Genomic DNA, 17464 nt, shown 5'->3' with positions numbered 1-17464 from the left:
TCCCCATCGTCGTTCCCACGAACGTGGGACGCGGCTCCATCGCGAACAGCGCTTGTGCTGGCCCGAAGGGGGATAACCCAGCTGCCTTGGCTTGGGTGTTTCTGCGCCGCTCCGAGTTTGCCCGGCCTTCTTGTTTCGCCCCCTCGGGCGAGTCCCTTTTGTCAAACGGTGGAAGGCCACCCCCGCAAAAAGGAACCAAAAAGGCTTGCCCCGCCATACGGGCCCGATGGAGCCGGGCTACCCTCACGAACTCCCCCGCCACGGAGGCCCGCCCCGAGGGTACGTCCCTGTAGCCCATCGGGGCTCTCGCGACATCCATGTCGCATGACCTCCTGAGCGGGGGTTTCGTTCGGCCTGCTGAAGGGGCGTTTCGGTGCGCTCGGAGGTTTCTCTGGAAGTCCGAATCGCGGACAAAGTCCGCTCCTACAGTTACAGGGAAGCACGGGCGTAGGAGCGGACCTTGTCCGCGATTGGACTCAACGCTCCCGCCGGACACCCCGGTGACACGGCTTTTCGTAGGATGGCGTTGAGCGAAGCGATACCCATCACCACGGCAGCATGGGTATCGCAAGCTCAACCCATCCTACGAAGAGCTCCTCGGCGCAAGGAGCGGACTTTGTCCGCGATTGGATTCACCGGCCACGTCGCACACCCCGGAGGCACGGCCAACGGCGCATAACCACGAACGGTCATCCGCCCTACGCCCTGACGCTCTCCCAGGCAATCTGCGCCAGCAGGTCCCGGCAATCCGCCAGTTCCACCCGCGTCCGCCCGGCCAGCCAGTTGCGCACGTAATCGTGGGTGGGGCCTATCACCACCGAGTTGAACAGCTCGAAGGGCATTTCGCGGAAAGCGCCGGTCTGGCGGTGCACCGCCAGCAGCTCGGCGATGCGCCGGCCCTGCTGGCGGTTGGCTTCGCGCAGTTGCTCGCCCATCTCCCCCGCCTCCACCCGGCCGCGGTTGTGCAGGATGAAGCGGGCCCAGTCCGGGTGCGCCACCACCCAGTCGATGTAGCAGGTGACGAACAGCTTGACCGTGGCCTCGGCGCTCATGCCCTCGCGCAGCCCGGCGTCGAGCAGGGCCGCGTACTGGCCGATGCCTTCCAGGTAGAGCGCGCCGATGATCCGCTCGCGGTTGCCGAAGTGGTGGTACAGGCTGCCGATGCTGGCGCCGGAGCGGTCGCGGATCATCTCGATGGTGGTGGCGTCCACCCCGGATTCGCTGAAACAGGCCAGCGCGGCCTGGAGGATGTCGTCTTTGCGGGAAGCTCGGCCCATGGGGCTCCTTGTGCGGATCGCTTCTAGAATATTTTTCTAGAATTAATTTCTAGCCTTCGTATACTGCCCTGACACGCCGCCATCCTTCAACCCGAATCCACGCAACCTAACCGGCCAGCCCCAGGAGCATGCAGCATGACCACCCCGCAGCCCCGCGAGATCGACAACGGCCACGGCCAGCGCCTGGCCAGCCACTGGTACCGGCCGCCGGGCGAGATGCTCGGCGCCGCCCTGATCGTTCCGGCCATGGGCGTCGAGCAGCGCTTCTACGGCGCCTTCGCCAACTGGCTGGCCGAGCGCGGCTATCTGGTCGTGACCTTCGATTACCAGGGCATGGGCCAGTCGCGCAGCGGCCCGCTGCGCGAGGTGAAGGCCAATGTCGTCGACTGGGGCCGCCACGACTGCAGCGCCGTGCTCGCGGCGGTGGCCGAGGCCGCGCAGGACAAGCCGCTGTACTGGATCGGCCACAGCCTGGGCGGACAGATTCTGCCCTTCGTCGACGGCCGCGGGCGCATCACCCGGGCCTTCAGCATCGCCAGCGGCAGCGGCTACTGGCGCGACAACACCGCCGGCCTGCGCGGCCGCGCCTGGCTGCTCTGGCACTTCATCGCGCCGACCGTCACGCCGCTGCTGGGCTACTTCCCGGGCCGCCGCCTGGGCATCGTCGGCGACCTGCCGCGCGGGGTGATCGAGCAATGGCGGCGCTGGTGCCTGCACCCGCAGTACGCCTTGGGCGAAGGGGAGCAGATGCGCATCCGCTATTCGGCGGTGCACACGCCCATCGTGTCGCTGTCGTTCACCGATGACGAAATGATGTCCCAACGCAGCACCGAGGCCCTGCTCGGCTTCTACCGCAGCGCGCCCAAGGTGAGCCGGCGCATCGCCCCGGAACAGCTGGGGGTGAAGCGCATCGGCCACTTCGGGTTCTTCCGCGAGCAGTTCGCCGACACGCTGTGGGAGGGCTACCTGCTGCCGGAGCTGGGCTGAACGCCCGGCCCCGGCGCGGGTATCAGTCGAGGTTCACCAGCAGCCGGCCGACCAGCTTGCCGGCGAGGATCTGGTGGATGGCGGTGGGCAGGTCGTCGAGGCGGATTTCGCGCACCAGCTCCTCCAGGCGCGGCAGCTTCCACTGCAGCGAGAGCTTGTCCCACATGGACGCCTTGACCACCAGCGGCAGCTCCACCGAGTCCACGCCCAGCAGGTTCACCCCGCGCAGGATGAACGGCAGCACCGTGGCCTTGAACGCGGCGCCGGCGGTCAGCCCGCAGCAGGCCACGCTGCCGCCGTATTGCAGCGACTTGACCACGTTGAACAGGATGTCGCCGCCGACCGTGTCCACGGCGCCGGCCCACTGCTCCTTGAGCAGCGGCTTGTCGACGCCGTCGGCGACGGTGGCGCGGTCGATGATCTGCCGCGCGCCCAGGCCGTTGAGGAACTCGGCCTGCTCCAGCTTGCCGGTGGAGGCCGCCACGCTGTAGCCAAGCTGGGCCAGCAGCATCACCGCGATGCTGCCGACGCCGCCGCTGGCGCCGGTGACCAGCACCGGGCCGGAGGCCGGGGTCACGCCGGCCCGCTCCAGCTTGTCGACGCACAGCGCCGCGGTCAGGCCGGCGGTGCCGAGGATCATCGCCTCGCGCAGGCTCAGGCCCTGCGGGCGCTTGATCAGCCAGGCGGCCGGCACGCGGACGTACTGGCCGAAGCCGCCCGGGGTGTTCATCCCCAGGTCGTAGCCGGTGACTATCACCTCGTCGCCGGCGACGAACTCGCCCACCGAGGATTCCTCCACCACCCCGGCGGCGTCGATGCCGGGGGTGTGCGGGTACTTGCGGGTCACGCCCCGGTTGCCGCTGGCCGACAACGCATCCTTGTAGTTCAGCGACGAATACCGCACCCGGATCAGCACCTCGCCGGCCGGCAACTGGCTGGTGTCGCGCTCGACCACCTGCTGCTCGTAGATGCCATGCGGGGACTCGGTAACCCAGAGGGCCTTGAATGCACTCATCACGCTCTCCTTCTGCAAAGCCTGCCGCGCGGGCGCCCCTGCGCCCGCGCCGGAATCATTGCCAGTAACGGCTGCGCCCCAGGCGCTCCCACCAGCTCAGCAGCACGCGGTCTATCACCGTGCTGGCGCCCACGCCCAGGCGTTCCTGGACGCTCTTCTTCTGCACGTACTGCAAGTGGTAGACGTCCGCCTCGCGGGCGCGTTCGGCCAGGTACTCGTCGCTGGTCTTCAGCTCGTCCACCAGCTTGCGCCCCAGCGCCGCCTGGCCCAGCCAGACCTCGCCGGTGGCGATTTCCTCGATGGCGAGCTTCGGCCGGTAGTGGGCGACGAAGCCCTTGAACAGCTCGTGGGTGGACTCCAGGTCCTCCTGGAACTTCTCGCGGCCCTTGTCGGTGTTCTCGCCGAACACCGTCAGGGTGCGCTTGTACTCGCCGGCGGTGAGCACCTCGAAATCGATGTCATGCTTCTTCAGCAGGCGGTGCACGTTGGGCAGCTGCGCCACCACGCCAATGGAACCGAGGATGGCGAAGGGCGCGGAAAGGATGCGCTCGCCGATGCAGGCCATCATGTAGCCGCCGCTGGCGGCGATCTTGTCGACGCACACGGTCAGCGGCACGCCGGCCTGGCGGATGCGCGCCAGTTGCGAGGCGGCCAGGCCGTAGCTGTGGACCATGCCGCCGCCGCTCTCCAGGCGCAGCACCACTTCGTCCTTGGGCGTGGCCAGGCTGAGCAGCGCGGTGATCTCGTTGCGCAGGTGCTCGGTGGCCGAGGCCTTGATGTCGCCATCGAAGTCCAGCACATAGACGCGGCTCTTCTGCGCGCCGGCCTTCTTCGCCTGCTTGGCGGCCTTGTGCTCGGACTTGCGCAGGGCCTTGAGCTTGTCCTTGTCGAGCACGCTGCCCTGCAGGCGCTCACGCAAGTCCTTGTAGAAGTCGTTGAGCTTGCGCACTTCCAGATGGCCCGAGCTGCGCCGCCCGCGGCCGCGCAGGGCGGCGACCACCACCAGCACCACCAGCACCGCCACCAGCACGGTGAAGGTCCTGGCCAGGAAACCCGCGTAATCCAGAAGAAACTCCACACTTCCCCCTATCAACCTGTGCCCCGCCCGCCGACCGGGCCGGGGAATCCCGCAAGCATACCCAGCCCGCCGGGCCGCAGCCAGCGCTGGCGTACGCCTTCATCAGCGTTGGGAATAGCATTCAAACAAGCGTATGTTTTTTCGTTGACAGCCCAGGGCCTTCCTCATACCCTCGCCGGAACTTTCCCCCTGCCGAGGTCCGTGCGTGGGCAGCATCTATCTGATTCGACATGGCCAGGCTTCGTTCGGCGCCGACGACTACGACGTGCTCTCGGCGACCGGCGTGCGCCAGGCCCAGGTCCTGGGCGAACACCTGGCGGGCCTGGGCCTGCGCCTGGACCGCTGCCTGGCCGGCGACCTGCAGCGCCAGCGCCACACCGCCAGCGAAGCCCTGGGACGCATGCGCGAAGCCGGGCTCGAGGTGCCGGAGCTGGAGATCGACGCCGCCTTCAACGAGTTCGAGGCCGACGCGGTGATCCGCGCCCACCTCGACGACCTGCTGCAGCACGAGCCCCAGGCCCTGCACATCCTGCGCAACGCCGCGCAGCACCGCGGCGAGTTCCAGCGCCTGTTCTCCTACGTGATCGCCCGCTGGGTTTCCGGCGAGCACCACAAGGACGGCCTGGTCAGCTGGCAGGAATTCCTCGACACCGTGCACGACGGCCTGCAGCGCCTGCTGCGCCAGGCCAGCGGCAAGGACAACATCGCCGTGTTCACCTCCGGCGGGACCATCACCGCCGTGCTCCAGCAGATCGTCGGCATGCCGGCGATCAAGGCCTTCGAGCTGAACTGGCAGATCGTCAACACTTCGCTCAGCCGCCTGAAGTTCCGCGGCGACGAAGTGTCCCTGGCTTCCTTCAACAGTCACGTGCACCTGGAACTGTTGAGGGCGCCGGAGCTCATCACCTATAGATGAGCCCGGCCCATTGCGCCCCCGGGCGCGCGAGAAAACCTAGAAAAGGGATAGAACCATGAGCGTTGCTGACATCGTCTCCACCATGAAGAGCAAATTCAACGCTGGCGCCGCCGCCGGCCTGGACCTGGTCTTCCAGTTCAACATCGAGGACGGCGACAACCACTACCTGGTGGTCAAGGATGGCACCTGCGAAGTCGTGCAGGGCGATGCGCCGAACCCCAACGTCACCCTGATCATGGACAGCGAGACCCTCAAGGGCATCACCAGCGGCGAAACCGACGGCATGCAGGCCTTCATGGCCGGCAAGCTGCGCGCCGAAGGCGACATGATGCTGGCCATGAAGCTGGGCGAGCTGTTCCCGGTCTGACCTGGAGCGCTGCCTGCCGGCACGAGAAACCGGGGCCCCGCGGCTCCGGTTTTTTTTCGCCCGCGCCGCTCTGGCAAAGGCGTATCAGGCAGCCTGATCGGGGTCCAACACGCTCGCCAATAACGCCCTGCGGCGCTTGTGGGGGTAGCAGGCGAGCATTAGATTAGCCAATTATCTCGGGACACCATTATTGCCCTGCATGATGGATCCCGGGCGCCGCTGCCCCGGCAACTACCGACTACAAGAAAGGGATAAGCATGTCGCTGACTGACCAGTCCACCCGCATCCGCCAAGGCGAAGAGCTCGACGCCGCGGTCATCGATCCCTACCTGAAGGCCCACATTCCCGGCCTGCAGGGCGAGCCGAAGATCAGCCAGTTCCCTGGCGGCGCCTCGAACCTGACCTACCTGCTGGAATACCCCAGCCACGAGCTGGTGCTGCGCCGCCCGCCGTTCGGCCGCAAGGCCAAGTCGGCCCACGACATGGGCCGCGAGTACCGCATCCTCAACCAGCTCAACGCCGGCTTCCCGTACTGCCCGAAGGCCTACGTGCACTGCACCGACGAGTCGGTGATCGGCGCCGAGTTCTACGTGATGGAGCGCGTCAACGGCATCATCCTGCGCGCCGACCTGCCGCCGGAGCTCAAGCTCGACGCGCAGCAGGCCAACACCCTGTGCAAGAACTTCATCGACCGCTTCGTGGAACTGCACAACGTCGACTACCAGGCCTGCGGCCTGGGCGACCTGGGCAAGCCCGAGGGCTACGTGCAGCGCCAGATCGAAGGCTGGAGCGACCGCTACGAGAAGGCCCTGACCCCCGACGCGCCGAGCTGGGAAGCGGTCAAGGCCTGGCTGCGCGAGAAGATGCCGGCCGACCACCCCAAGCCGGGCATCGTGCACAACGACTACCGCTTCGACAACGTCATCCTCGACCCCAAGGACCCGATGCGCATCATCGGCGTGCTGGACTGGGAGCTGACCACCATCGGCGACCCGCTGATGGACCTGGGCAACACCCTCGCCTACTGGATCGAAGCCGACGACCCGGCGCCGGTGCAGCTCATGCGCCGCCAGCCGAGCCACCTGCCGGGCATGCTGACGCGCCAGCAGTTCGCCGACTACTACGCCGAACGCGCCGGCCTGCCGCGCATCGACAACCTCGACTTCTACTACACCTACGGCCTGTTCCGCCTGGCCGGCATCGTGCAGCAGATCTACTACCGCTACTTCCACGGCCAGACCCAGGACAAGCGCTTCGCCCAGTTCATCCACATGAACAAGCTGCTGGAGCAGATGAGCCTGCAGGTCATCGGCAAATCGCGCCTGTAACGACGATCACAACAAGGGGAACCCCATGTCCAAGACCAACCTGTTCGACCTCGACGGCAAGATCGCCTTCGTCTCCGGCGCCAGCCGCGGCATCGGCGAGGCCATCGCCAAGCTGCTGGCCCAGCAAGGCGCCCACGTGATCGTCTCCAGCCGCAAGATCGAGGGCTGCCAGGAAGTGGCCGACGCCATCAATGCCGCCGGCGGCAAGGCCACCGCCATCGCCTGCCACATCGGCGAGATGGAGCAGATCCAGAGCGTCTTCGCGCAGATCCGCGAGCAGTTCGGCCGCCTGGACATCCTGGTCAACAACGCCGCCACCAACCCGCAGTTCTGCAACGTGCTGGACACCGACCTGGGCGCCTTCCAGAAGACCGTGGACGTGAACATCCGCGGCTACTACTTCATGTCCATCGAAGGCGGCAAGCTGATGAAGGAGAACGGCGGCGGCAGCATCATCAACGTCGCCTCGATCAACGGCGTCAGCCCCGGCGAGTTCCAGGGCATCTACTCGGTGACCAAGGCCGCGGTGATCAGCATGACCAAGGTCTTCGCCAAGGAATGCGCGCAGTTCGGCATCCGCTGCAACGCCCTGCTGCCGGGCCTGACCGACACCAAGTTCGCCTCGGCCCTGGTGAAGAACGACGCCATCCGCAACGCCGCCCTGCAGCGCATCCCGCTCAAGCGCGTGGCCGACCCGAGCGAAATGGCCGGCGCCGTGCTGTACCTGGCCAGCAGCGCCTCCAGCTACACCACCGGCGTGGCGCTGAACGTCGACGGCGGGTTCCTCGCCTGATCGCGCAAGCGCAATGGCAAAGGGAGCCTTCGGGCTCCCTTTTTCGTTGGACGATCCGTCGATGCACGGATGCGCGCGGGTGGGGCGGCGGATCTCATCCGCGAATCGCGCCGGGGCGTCCGGCTATCGCGGACAAGGTCCGCTCCTACGGGGGGAGGAATACCATGCCTCCCGGCGACCTGTAGGAGCGGGCCCTGCCCGCGATTTCGCGCGCAGGGCGCGCTCCTACAAGGGAATGGCGCGGGTGGGACAGCGTAGGAGCGGATCTCATCTGCGAATCGCGCCGGGGTGTCCGGCCATCGCGGACAAGGTCCGCTCCTACGGGGGAAGGAATACCGTGCCTCCCGGCCGGCGACCTGTAGGAGCGGATCTCATCCGCGAATCGCGCCGGGGTGTCCGGCCATCGCGGACAAGGTCCGCTCCTACGGGGGAGGAATGCCGTGCCTCCCGGCGGGTGGGGCGACGTAGGATGGCGTTGAGCGGAGCGATACCCATCACCACGACCGCATGGGTTTCGTAAACTCAACCCATCCTACGAAAAGCCTCTCGGCGCAACCGGCAAGACAGTTGCTCCGGTGCGGCCCGCCTACCGCCACTCCCGCAGCGCCTGTTGCGCCGCGGCGTTGACCGGTTCCGCCTCCAGGCCCGCGGGGCCCAGGCGGACGCTGTAGACCGCCTGGTCCGCCATGGGCAGGAAGTTCACCCGCGCCGCCAGCGGCCGGAAGGTCAGTAGGTCGTGCTGGCCGTCGCGCAGCCAGCGCCACAGGTCGAAGCCGTAGGGGCTTTGCGCCAGCGTCTGCTGCCGCGCCTGGGCCTGTTGCTGCTCGATGGCCAGGTAGCGGCCGGCCAGGCCCTGCAGGCGGTAGCCGGGATCCAGGCCTATCAGTGCGGCCAGGCCGCGCCACTGCATGATGCGCACGTCCAGTTGCCAGAGGTCGCCACCCAGCTCGACGCGGCGTTCGCGGTCGCCTTCGAGGATTTTCACCTCGTAGCGCTGCGGCGCCAGGCGCTGGAAGCTCAGGGTCGCCAGCGGCCGCTCGGCGGGCAGCGCGTCGTAGCTGCGCAGGTCCCAGGCCGCCAGGCCCAGCGCCAGCGCGGCGGCGACGAAGGCCAGGCCGGCGCAGCCGCGCAGCCAGCCGAGGAACCAGTGGCGGTCGAAGAGGATGCGTGCGGCGACCAGCAGCGCCAGCAGGGCGATCAGCGCGAACGTCCAGGCCAGGCCGTCGTACTGCATTGAATCAGTTCCTTGCGGGTAGAATTGCCGGCATTATGCGCACCCCTCGACGCGACGGCCAGCCGTGGCATCGCAGCCTTGAACCCAGGTCGTACTTTTCATGCCCTTCACCCTCCCCTTCGAGCTGGCCATCGACCCGCTCACCCTGCTGATCCTCGCCGTCGTGGCCTTCCTCGCCGGCTTCATCGACGCCATCGCCGGCGGCGGCGGCCTGCTGACCATCCCCGCCCTGCTCACCGCCGGCGTACCGCCGCACCTGGCGCTGGGCACCAACAAGCTGAGTTCCACCTTCGGCTCGGCCACCGCCAGCTACACCTTCTACAAGCGCAAGCTGTTCCACCCGGCGAAGTGGCGCAACGGCCTGCTGGCCACCGCCATAGGCGCGGCCGTCGGCGCCTGGGCCGCGCACCTGCTGCCGGCGGAATGGCTGAACCGCATGCTGCCGGTGGTGGTGTTCTCCTGCGGGATCTACATGCTCTTCGGCGGCACGCCCAAGGCGCCGCTGGACGCCGACGCCCCGGTCGGGCGCAAGCGCCAGTGGCCGCAAGGCCTGGGCCTGGGTTTCTACGACGGCGTGGCCGGCCCCGGCACCGGCGCCTTCTGGACCGTCAGCAGCCTGCTGATGTACCCCCTGGACCTGGTCCGCGCCAGCGGCGTGGCGCGCACCATGAACTTCGTCAGCAACATAGTGGCGCTGGCGGTGTTCGTCGCTTCCGGCCAGGTGGTCTGGCTGCTCGGGCTGTGCATGGGCAGCGCGCTGATGGTCGGCGCCTACCTGGGCGCGCGCACCGCCATCGGCGGCGGCGCCAAGTTCATCCGCCCGGTATTCATCCTGGTGGTGCTGGCGCTGACCGCGCGCCTGGTCTGGCAGCACTGGTTCAGCGCGGCTTGAAGCGCGGGGAAAGCGCCGGGCGTCAGTAGCCGCCGCCCGGCAGGATGGGATCGGGCCGTCCGGCGCGGCGCGCCAGCCAGCTCTCGATCAGGTAGCGGGCGATGGAACGCCCGGCCGGCAGGCGCGGCAGCGAGTCGTAGGGGAACCACTGGGCGTCCTCGATCTCGTCCGGCTGGCAGACGATCTCGCCGCTGACGTACTCGGCGTGGAAGCCGAGCATCAGCGAATGCGGGAAGGGCCAGTTCTGGCTGCCCAGGTAGCGGATGTTGCCGACCTGCAGCCCCACCTCTTCCTTCACCTCGCGGGCCACGCAGTGCTCCACCGACTCGCCCGGCTCGACGAAGCCGGCCAGGGTGCTGTACATGCCCGGCACGAAGCGCGGCGAGCGCGCCAGCAGCAGTTCGTCGCCACGGGTGACCAGGACGATCATGCTCGGCGACAGCAGCGGGTAGCGCTGGATGTCACAGGCGTCGCAGCGCATGGCGCGTTCGCGCGGCACGGCGCGCATCGGCTGGCCGCAGCCGCCGCAGAAACGGTTCTCGCGGGCCCAGGTGCCGACCTGGCTGGCGAAGCCGAGCATGGCGAACTGGTCATCCTCGGCCTCGAGCATGACGTGGCGCAGGCCAATCCAGCTGCAACCCTCGACGCTGGCGGGAGACTCCAGCTCCAGCAGGTACACGGCATCGCCGTCGAAGTGGCCGACGCCCTGCTCGGAGAGCACCGGCAGGTCCTGGCGCTTGAGCCAGTCGCGGGGGAAGAGCACGCCATTGGCATCGCCGAGGAACTGCTGGCGATAGTGGGCCACGGCCCAGCCACCTTTCTCCGCCGGGTCGAGCCAGGCGGACTCCCAACGTCCGGTACGCATCAGGCAGCCACCTCCAGGCCGAGGGCGCGCACGCTCTCGCTGGCCACGTCCAGCACGTCGGGCTGGCCTTCGGGACGCAGCACGGCACCGCCCTCCAGGTAGTATTCGAGGCCGGTCAGGGCATCGGCCAGGGTTTCCAGCATCTGCTCGGACGGCATCTGCGTGGTTTCGATCATCTGCCGCTGGATGTAGTCGGCGCAAGCCCCGACCAGCCGGGCGGCACGTTCCTGGCCGAGGAACCAGAGCCCGCCGCGCACGGCCTGCAGGCTGCCGGGGACGTTGGCCAGGTGCAGCTTGTCGCCGTTGGATTCCAGGTAGGCGGTGATCGCCCGCTTGGCCAGGGCCAGGCCGCCCTGGGCTTCGTCTATGACCACGATGCGCGCCTCGGCCAGCTGGTGCACGGCGAAGGACTCGGCGCTGGGCTCGAGGTCGATGATGGCGGGGGCGGCCATGCGCTCGCCGCGTTCCAGGCTGCCGACCAGGCTTTCCACGTAGAGCAGCGCGTCGGCCAGGGCGTTCAGCGCCACCGGCGACTCCACCGCGCCCCTGGCCACCCAGCCGGACACCACCGAGACCTGGCCCTGCAGCACGTTGGCCGCGGAGTTCAGGCCGACCATGCCGAGGGTCTTGGCCAGCTTGCCCAGCTGGGTGTGCAGGGTGCCCAGGGCATCGGCCGGGGACACGCCGCGCTCGATCAGGTCGAGCTGGTCCTTGACCGTGGTGAGTTCCTCGCGGATCGCCGCCGACAGCGAGCGCATCACCGCCTGGCCGGGACCGGACAGGCGCTGCGACTCGTCTTCCAGCAGGTGGTCGGTGAACGGCAGCGGCGCCAGGCCGAACACCTCGCGCAGCTCGCTGGCCCGCGGGCCGCGGGTGTCGGCCAGGGCGGTGAGGTAGAGCAGTTCCTTGAGCAGCTGGCGCGGCGCCTCGTAGTTGGCGTTGGCCAGCAGTTGCTTAAGTTCCCGGTCCAGGCGCGAGAACAGCTGCTTGCGCGCCTTGCGCGGCAGCATCTGCGCATCCACCAGAGCTTCCAGGGCGCCCGCGCCTATCCAGCACAGGCGGCTGCGCTGGCCGTAGCCGAGCAGCGCGTCGAGGCGCGCCAGGGCGCGCCCCATCAGCTTGAGGCCGGAGTAATGGTCCTGTTCGCGCACCAGGGCGAGCAGGCCGACCTGGTACATGTGCCGCAGGCGGCGGACTTCCTGGGCGCGGTCGGCCACCGTGGGCACCGCGCGGGGCGCTGCCGGGCGCGGCAGGTCCAGGCGCGCGCTGAAGAAGAAGCTCTCCGGCAGCACCGGCTGGCCGGCGGCCAGGCGCACGTCGTTGATCGCCGGCAGCAGCAGCTCGGGGATTTCCTGGCGGTTGGCCTCCAGGTTCTCCAGGTAGCGACGCAGCACGTACAGGGCATTGCCCAGGGCGGCCAGCTGGCCGTCGCGCTCCTCACCGACACCGGTGGGGATGTCGGTGGCCAGCTGCAGGGCTTCCTGGGCCAGCAGCTCGGCGCCGGCCAGTTCGATCAGGTTGAGGGTGCCGCGGATCTGCGCCAGGCATTCGACCGCGTGTTGCAGCAGGCTGCCGTTCTGGCGCTCGGCGATGAATTGCTCGAGGTTCTGCTCGGCCTGCTCCATGGTGGCGAAGAGTTCATCGCGCACCAGACTGAGGGAGGTGGCTCCAGTGACCATCGGGCTAACGCGCCTCCTGCGCGAGGGAGTAATGGGGCATCAGTCGGCGAACTCCGGCTGCTGCTTGCTCATGTGGGCGGCCATGGCCTTCTGCAGGTCGGCCGATTGCAGCATGGCGGCGTTCCAGGTGGCGATGTATTCCAGGCCGTCCTCGACGCTGTGGTCGCGGGCGTAGCGGATCATCTCCTTGGTGCCACGGATGGCGATCGGCGACTTGCCGGCGATCTGCCGCGCCAGCTCGAACACGCCGTCGAGCAGCGCCGCGCTGTCGGCGTAGCTGCGGTTGACCAGGCCGATGCGCACCGCCTCGGCGGCGTCGACCATGCGCCCGGTGTAGGCCAGCTCGCGCATGATGCCGTCGCCGATCAGCCGCGGCAGGCGCTGCAGGGTGCCGACGTCGGCGGCCATGCCCATGTCGATTTCCTTGATGGAGAACTGCGCGTCTTCGCTGCAGTAGCGCATGTCGCAGGCCGAGATCAGGTCGATGGCGCCACCCAGGCAATAGCCCTGCACGGCGGCGAGCACCGGCTTGCTGCAGGCGTCGATGGCGTTGAACGAGGCCTGCAGCTCGAGAATCTTGCGGCGCAGGGCGCGGGCGTTGCGGCCGACGTCCTTGCCCAGCTGGCTGCCGGCCTGGGCCAGCAGCATCAGGTCGATGCCGGCGGAGAAATGCTTGCCGGCACCGGAAATCACCACCACGCGGACTTCATCCGTTTCATCGGCCCAACGGAAGATATCGACGATCTCGCGCCAGAAATCGGCGTTCATCGCGTTGACTTTTTCCGGGCGATTGATGATCACATGCGCGATCTTGTCGGCCAGTTCGACGCGAAATGCTTTGTACTCGGTCACGGGGGAAACCCTCGGGAATGCCCTGCTCTGCTGTGCGCGGCAGTTCTTGTAGTGATGGCGTGCCACTATAACAAGGCAAGGGCAAAAGTCGATGCCGGCCTATGTGACACAGGGCACGCTCCAGCTGCGAACGGGCGCTAGTCGATTTCCGCCACCGGCAGGCCCTGCTGGCGGTTGCGCCATTGCCGCCAGGTGTACATCGGGATGCCCGCCATGAACACCAGGAAACCCCAGAAGATGGCCTGCTCGCCGGTGCCGTAGAGGGCCCACAGCGAGTAGAGGAAGCCCAGCGAGCCGACGGCGATCAGCTGCGGCCGCGAGCGCGGCGAGAACTCGCTGGTGCGTACCGCCAGCAGTTGCAGCAGCGCCGCGGTGCAGAAGGCGTAGGGCACCACGCCGGTCATGGTGCCGAGCAGGATGATGACGTTGAACACGTCCACCAGGTCGCCCTGGCCGTCGATCAGCACCAGCACCGTCACCAGCAGCCCCGAGGCCCACAGGCCGTTGGCCGGGGCGCCGTGCTTGTTGAGCCTGCCGAGGGATTCGGGGAACAGCCCGTCGCGCGCCGGCGCCACCGGGATCTGCCCCTGCAGCAGCACCCAGCCGTTGAGCGCGCCGAGGCAGGCGATCACCGCGCCGGCGGCCACCAGGTAGTAGCCCCAGTCGCCCATCAGCACGCGCGCGGCGTCGGCGAAGGGCGAGGTCGACTTGGCCAGCACCTCCGGCGGCATCAGGCCCTGCACCGAGGTGATCGACAACACGTACACACCGGCCGCGGCCAGGGTGCCGAACAGCGTGGCGCGCGGGATGGTGCGCTTGGGGTCGCGCACGTCGTCGGCCGGCACCGTCGCCGACTCCAGGCCGATGAACGACCAGAGCGTCAGCGCCGCGGTGGTGGCGATGGCCTGGGCGTAGCCCATGTTCGGCAGTTGCTCGCGCGGCGGAATGGCCAGGTAGTCGGGGTTGAAGTGCAGCCAGCCGAGCACCCCGACCAGCAGCAGCGGGATGAGCTTGAGCGCGGTGAGCAGGTTCTGCACCACGGCGAAGGTGGCGATGCCGCGCAGGTTGATGAAAGTGCACAGCCAGATGGCGCCGATGGCGGTGGCCACCATCAGCAGCGGGTCGGCCAGCGCCGGGATGAACACCCGCAGGTAGCCCACCAGGGTCACGGCGATGGCGGCGTTGCCGATCCACGCGGCCTTCCAGTAGGTCCAGGCGCACAGGTAGCCGGCGAAGCTGCCGAAGCCCTCGCGGGTGTAGGCGTAGGGCCCGCCGGCGCCGGGGTTGAGCCGCGCCAGGCGGGCGAAGGTGAAGGCCAGCAGCACCGCGCCGGTGCTGGAGACCAGCCAGCCGAACAGGCTGAGCCCGCCATAGGCGGCGAGGCTGGAGGGCAGCAGGAAGACGCCCGAGCCGACCATGTTGCCGATCACCAGCGCGGTACAGCTCCAGAACCCCATGCTGCCTTTCTTGGCAGCCTCTCCCCCGCTCATCCTCGCTCCTTAGGTTCCGCCGCCCTGGACGACGGAATCAGCTGTCGGCATTTTCCACGATGCACTCAACTGTATAGCAGCGCCGGCCGTCCACGTCCTGCACCTGCAGGCCATGCACATCGGAATCGAAACCGGGGAAGTCGTGTTCGAAGGTCCGGGCGAAGGCCAGGTAGTCGAGGATCGAGCGCGTCGCCTCGGTGAAGCGCTCGCCCGGCATGATCAGCGGGATGCCCGGCGGGTAAGGCACCAGCATGACCGCGGCGATGCGCCCTTCGAGGCGCTCGATGGGCACCGCCTCGACCTCGCCGCGCACCAGTTGGGTGTAGGCATCGGCCGGGCGCAGCGCCAGTTCCGGCAGGATGGTGTACATGCGGCGCATGGCCTTGGCCGTGGCGTGCTCGCGGTAGCAGGCGTGCAACTGCTCGCAGAGGTCGCGCAGGCCCATGCCGGCGTAGCGCGCCGGGGCGGCCTGGAGCACGCTGGGCAGCGCCTCGGACAGCGGCGCGTTGCCGTCGTAGCTGCGCTTGAACTCCAGCAGCTCGGTGACCAGGGTGCTCCACTTGCCCTTGGTCACGCCCATGGAGAACAGCACCAGGAAGGAGTACAGGCCGGTCTTCTCCACCACCAGGCCGCGCTCCCAGAGGAAGCGGCCGACCACCGCGGCGGGAATGCCGTGCTCCTCGAGACGCCCGGCGGCGTTCAGGCCCGGGGTGGCCAGGGTGACCTTGATCGGGTCGAGCAGCACGTAGTCGTCTTCCACCTCGCCGAAGCCGTGCCACTCGGCGTCGGGCTCCAGCAGCCAGTCGCGGGTGCGCACCTCGTCGGTGCCTTCCACCCCCGGCGGCTGCCACACGCAGAACCACCAGTCGCCGGCCGCCAGGTTCTGCTGCACGTTGGCCAGGGCGCGGCGGAAGCTCAGGGCCTCGTCGAAGGTCTCCTGGATCAGCGAACGCCCGGCCGGGCCTTCCATCATCGCCGAGGCCACGTCCAGCGAGGCGATGATGCCGTACTGCGGCGAAGTGGAGATGTGCATCATGAAGGCTTCGTTGAAGCGCGCGCGGTCCAGGCGCCGCTTGCCGCCGTCCTGCACGTGGATCATCGAGGCCTGGCTGAAGGCCGCCAGCATCTTGTGCGTGGAATGCGTGGTGAACACCAGCGGGCCGTCCTCGCCGCGGCTGGTGGCCATGCCGTAGCGGCGGTCGTAGAACTCGTGGAAGGCGGCGTAGGCGTACCAGGCCTCGTCGAAGTGCAGCACCTCGACGCTGCCGTCCAGGGCCTGCTTGATCAGCTCGGCGTTGTAGCACAGGCCGTCGTAGGTGGAGTTGGTCACCACCGCCAGCCGCACCTTCGGCTCGCGGCCGCGGGCCAGGGGGTTGGCGGCGATCTTCGCGGCGATCGACTCGCGGCTGAACTCGGACAGCGGAATGGGCCCGATGATGCCCAGCTCGTTGCGCTCCGGGCACAGGTACAGCGGGATGGCGCCGGTCATGATGATCGAGTGCAGCACCGACTTGTGGCAGTTGCGGTCCACCAGCACCAGGTCGTCGCGGCTGACCATGGAGTGCCAGACGATCTTGTTCGCCGTGGAGGTACCGTTGATCACGAAGAAGGTGTGGTCGGCGCCGAAATTGCGCGCGGCGCGGGCCTCGGCTTCGGCGAGCGGGCCGGTGTGGTCCAGCAGCGAGCCCAGCTCGGGCACCGAAACGGACAGGTCCGAGCGCAGGGTGTTCTCCCCGAAGAACTGGTGGAAGGCCTGCCCCACCGGGCTCTTGCGGTAGGCCACGCCGCCGCCGTGGCCGGGTGTGTGCCAGGAATAGTTGGACTGCGCGGTGTGCTCCACCAGGGCGCGGAAGAACGGCGGCAGCAGGCCCTCCAGGTACTTGCGCGCGGCCCGCGAGACCTGGCGGGCGAGGAAGGGCACGGTGTCTTCGAACAGATAGAGGATGCCACGCAGTTGGTGCAGGTCGGCCATGGACTCGGCCGGCGCGTTCTCGATGGTCATCTGCTCGCCAAGGGCGAAGATCGGCAGCTGCGGCGCGCGCACCCGCGCCACGCGGATCAGCTCCACCACGTCCTGCAACAGGCGCTGGTTCTCCCCCGCCCCCTCGGCGGCGACCAGGATGCAGGCCAGGCCATGGTGGGTGGAGGCGACGATGCGCCCCTCGGTGGCGCTGGCGGTGGACAGGATGCTGAAGCCGTCCAGTTCCAGTTCGCGGGCGATGCCGCGGACGCGGTCGCCGGCGACGGTGTCGGCCTTGATGTCGCGGTGGACGATGAGGATGGGGAATTTCAGATCTTTATACATTGTGAGCCCCGAATGCTGACGGAGGCTTTCCGTCGATCCCCTGCAGCGTATGGGCTTACATTCCGCAGGGGAATAGGGTCGGCTGTTGGCTATAAGAATAGGTCGCACGGGCGAAAGGCGGGGCTGGGGAGGTCGGCTTCAAGAGCGCCCTCTCGCCAGCGCGCGGAGGTCACCGACTGCGCGAGGTGCTTTTCGTAGGATGGGTTGAGCCTGCGAAACCCATCGGGCCAGGGTGATGGGTATCGCTTCGCTCAACCCATCCTACGAGGAGACCTGCCCCGCAGGAGCGGACTCCGTCCGCGATCGGATTCACCGGCGGCACGAACAGCCCCACATGACAGCCCCGCCCCACTCCGGCATCCTTGACCCTCCGCCCCGCCCCCACG

Annotated in this window: 15 protein-coding genes; 6 read left to right on the top strand and 9 right to left on the bottom strand. The window is 68.1% G+C overall.

Annotated elements, in window-relative coordinates:
• Nucleotides 1–698: 698 nt before the first annotated feature.
• Nucleotides 699–1277, bottom strand: coding sequence for a TetR/AcrR family transcriptional regulator (locus IG194_RS25545; RefSeq protein WP_058489118.1), 579 nt, complete (start codon nt 1275–1277; stop codon nt 699–701).
• Nucleotides 1278–1412: 135 nt separating this feature from the next.
• Between IG194_RS25545 and IG194_RS25540 the strand changes: the two genes are divergently transcribed.
• On the top strand, nt 1413–2264 hold the full coding sequence (locus IG194_RS25540; protein WP_009619236.1) for an alpha/beta fold hydrolase: 852 nt from the start codon (nt 1413–1415) through the stop codon (nt 2262–2264).
• Nucleotides 2265–2286: 22 nt separating this feature from the next.
• On the opposite strand, the gene IG194_RS25535 is transcribed toward IG194_RS25540, so the two are convergent.
• A complete protein-coding gene (locus tag IG194_RS25535; RefSeq protein WP_058072499.1) occupies nt 2287–3279 on the bottom strand; it encodes a YhdH/YhfP family quinone oxidoreductase in 993 nt (330 codons plus the stop codon).
• Between the two features lie 55 nt (nt 3280–3334).
• The gene (gene sohB, locus IG194_RS25530; protein ID WP_009619232.1) at nt 3335–4357 is read right to left on the bottom strand and encodes a protease SohB; all 1023 of its coding nucleotides are present in this window, start codon (nt 4355–4357) and stop codon (nt 3335–3337) included.
• 205 nt (nt 4358–4562) lie between these two features.
• Between sohB and IG194_RS25525 the strand changes: the two genes are divergently transcribed.
• From IG194_RS25525 to IG194_RS25510, 4 genes are all read left to right on the top strand, one after another.
• Complete coding sequence (locus tag IG194_RS25525; RefSeq protein ID WP_009619230.1) at nt 4563–5273, top strand: histidine phosphatase family protein; 711 nt, start codon at nt 4563–4565, stop codon at nt 5271–5273.
• A 55-nt stretch (nt 5274–5328) separates the two neighbouring features.
• A complete protein-coding gene (locus IG194_RS25520) occupies nt 5329–5640 on the top strand; it encodes an SCP2 sterol-binding domain-containing protein (RefSeq protein WP_009619228.1) in 312 nt (103 codons plus the stop codon).
• A gap of 257 nt (nt 5641–5897) precedes the next feature.
• A complete protein-coding gene (locus tag IG194_RS25515; protein ID WP_009619226.1) occupies nt 5898–6968 on the top strand; it encodes a phosphotransferase family protein in 1071 nt (356 codons plus the stop codon).
• A gap of 25 nt (nt 6969–6993) precedes the next feature.
• Complete coding sequence (locus IG194_RS25510) at nt 6994–7761, top strand: SDR family oxidoreductase (RefSeq protein WP_058072501.1); 768 nt, start codon at nt 6994–6996, stop codon at nt 7759–7761.
• A 586-nt stretch (nt 7762–8347) separates the two neighbouring features.
• Here the strand turns inward: IG194_RS25510 and IG194_RS25505 are convergent.
• The gene (locus IG194_RS25505) at nt 8348–8995 is read right to left on the bottom strand and encodes a hypothetical protein (RefSeq protein ID WP_058489117.1); all 648 of its coding nucleotides are present in this window, start codon (nt 8993–8995) and stop codon (nt 8348–8350) included.
• A gap of 100 nt (nt 8996–9095) precedes the next feature.
• On the opposite strand from IG194_RS25505, the gene IG194_RS25500 reads away from it, so the two are divergent.
• Complete coding sequence (locus IG194_RS25500; protein ID WP_043266851.1) at nt 9096–9887, top strand: TSUP family transporter; 792 nt, start codon at nt 9096–9098, stop codon at nt 9885–9887.
• Nucleotides 9888–9909: 22 nt separating this feature from the next.
• Here the strand turns inward: IG194_RS25500 and nudC are convergent, their stop codons facing one another.
• The 5 genes from nudC to IG194_RS25475 all read right to left on the bottom strand — a co-directional run bounded on the left by nudC (nt 9910) and on the right by IG194_RS25475 (nt 17078).
• Nucleotides 9910–10752: an NAD(+) diphosphatase gene (nudC, locus tag IG194_RS25495; RefSeq protein WP_058489116.1), complete on the bottom strand. Its 843-nt coding sequence runs from the start codon at nt 10750–10752 to the stop codon at nt 9910–9912.
• The gene (locus IG194_RS25490) at nt 10752–12431 is read right to left on the bottom strand and encodes a hypothetical protein (protein ID WP_043266856.1); all 1680 of its coding nucleotides are present in this window, start codon (nt 12429–12431) and stop codon (nt 10752–10754) included. Before IG194_RS25490 ends, nudC begins: the two co-directional genes overlap by 1 nt.
• A 39-nt stretch (nt 12432–12470) precedes the next feature.
• On the bottom strand, nt 12471–13283 hold the full coding sequence (locus IG194_RS25485) for a crotonase/enoyl-CoA hydratase family protein (protein ID WP_043266857.1): 813 nt from the start codon (nt 13281–13283) through the stop codon (nt 12471–12473).
• A 137-nt stretch (nt 13284–13420) separates the two neighbouring features.
• On the bottom strand, nt 13421–14773 hold the full coding sequence (locus tag IG194_RS25480; RefSeq protein ID WP_058489115.1) for an amino acid permease: 1353 nt from the start codon (nt 14771–14773) through the stop codon (nt 13421–13423).
• 37 nt (nt 14774–14810) lie between these two features.
• A complete protein-coding gene (locus IG194_RS25475; protein WP_009619217.1) occupies nt 14811–17078 on the bottom strand; it encodes an Orn/Lys/Arg decarboxylase N-terminal domain-containing protein in 2268 nt (755 codons plus the stop codon).
• Between the last annotated feature and the right edge of the window lie 386 nt (nt 17079–17464).

The organism is Pseudomonas sp. ADPe (genome assembly GCF_014843515.1).
GTDB lineage: Bacteria > Pseudomonadota > Gammaproteobacteria > Pseudomonadales > Pseudomonadaceae > Pseudomonas > Pseudomonas citronellolis.
Note: the sequence above shows the minus strand (reverse complement) of the source record. Positions and strands in the feature narration are given on the sequence as shown.

Coding starts and splice junctions, on each gene's coding strand:
- IG194_RS25545 (WP_058489118.1), bottom strand. CDS start 1,277: ATGGGCCGAGCTTCCCGCAAAGACGACATCCTCCAGGCCGCGCTGGCC.
- IG194_RS25540 (WP_009619236.1), top strand. CDS start 1,413: ATGACCACCCCGCAGCCCCGCGAGATCGACAACGGCCACGGCCAGCGC.
- IG194_RS25535 (WP_058072499.1), bottom strand. CDS start 3,279: ATGAGTGCATTCAAGGCCCTCTGGGTTACCGAGTCCCCGCATGGCATC.
- IG194_RS25520 (WP_009619228.1), top strand. CDS start 5,329: ATGAGCGTTGCTGACATCGTCTCCACCATGAAGAGCAAATTCAACGCT.
- IG194_RS25515 (WP_009619226.1), top strand. CDS start 5,898: ATGTCGCTGACTGACCAGTCCACCCGCATCCGCCAAGGCGAAGAGCTC.
- IG194_RS25510 (WP_058072501.1), top strand. CDS start 6,994: ATGTCCAAGACCAACCTGTTCGACCTCGACGGCAAGATCGCCTTCGTC.
- IG194_RS25505 (WP_058489117.1), bottom strand. CDS start 8,995: ATGCAGTACGACGGCCTGGCCTGGACGTTCGCGCTGATCGCCCTGCTG.
- IG194_RS25500 (WP_043266851.1), top strand. CDS start 9,096: ATGCCCTTCACCCTCCCCTTCGAGCTGGCCATCGACCCGCTCACCCTG.
- nudC (WP_058489116.1), bottom strand. CDS start 10,752: ATGCGTACCGGACGTTGGGAGTCCGCCTGGCTCGACCCGGCGGAGAAA.
- IG194_RS25490 (WP_043266856.1), bottom strand. CDS start 12,431: ATGGTCACTGGAGCCACCTCCCTCAGTCTGGTGCGCGATGAACTCTTC.
- IG194_RS25480 (WP_058489115.1), bottom strand. CDS start 14,773: ATGAGCGGGGGAGAGGCTGCCAAGAAAGGCAGCATGGGGTTCTGGAGC.
- IG194_RS25475 (WP_009619217.1), bottom strand. CDS start 17,078: ATGTATAAAGATCTGAAATTCCCCATCCTCATCGTCCACCGCGACATC.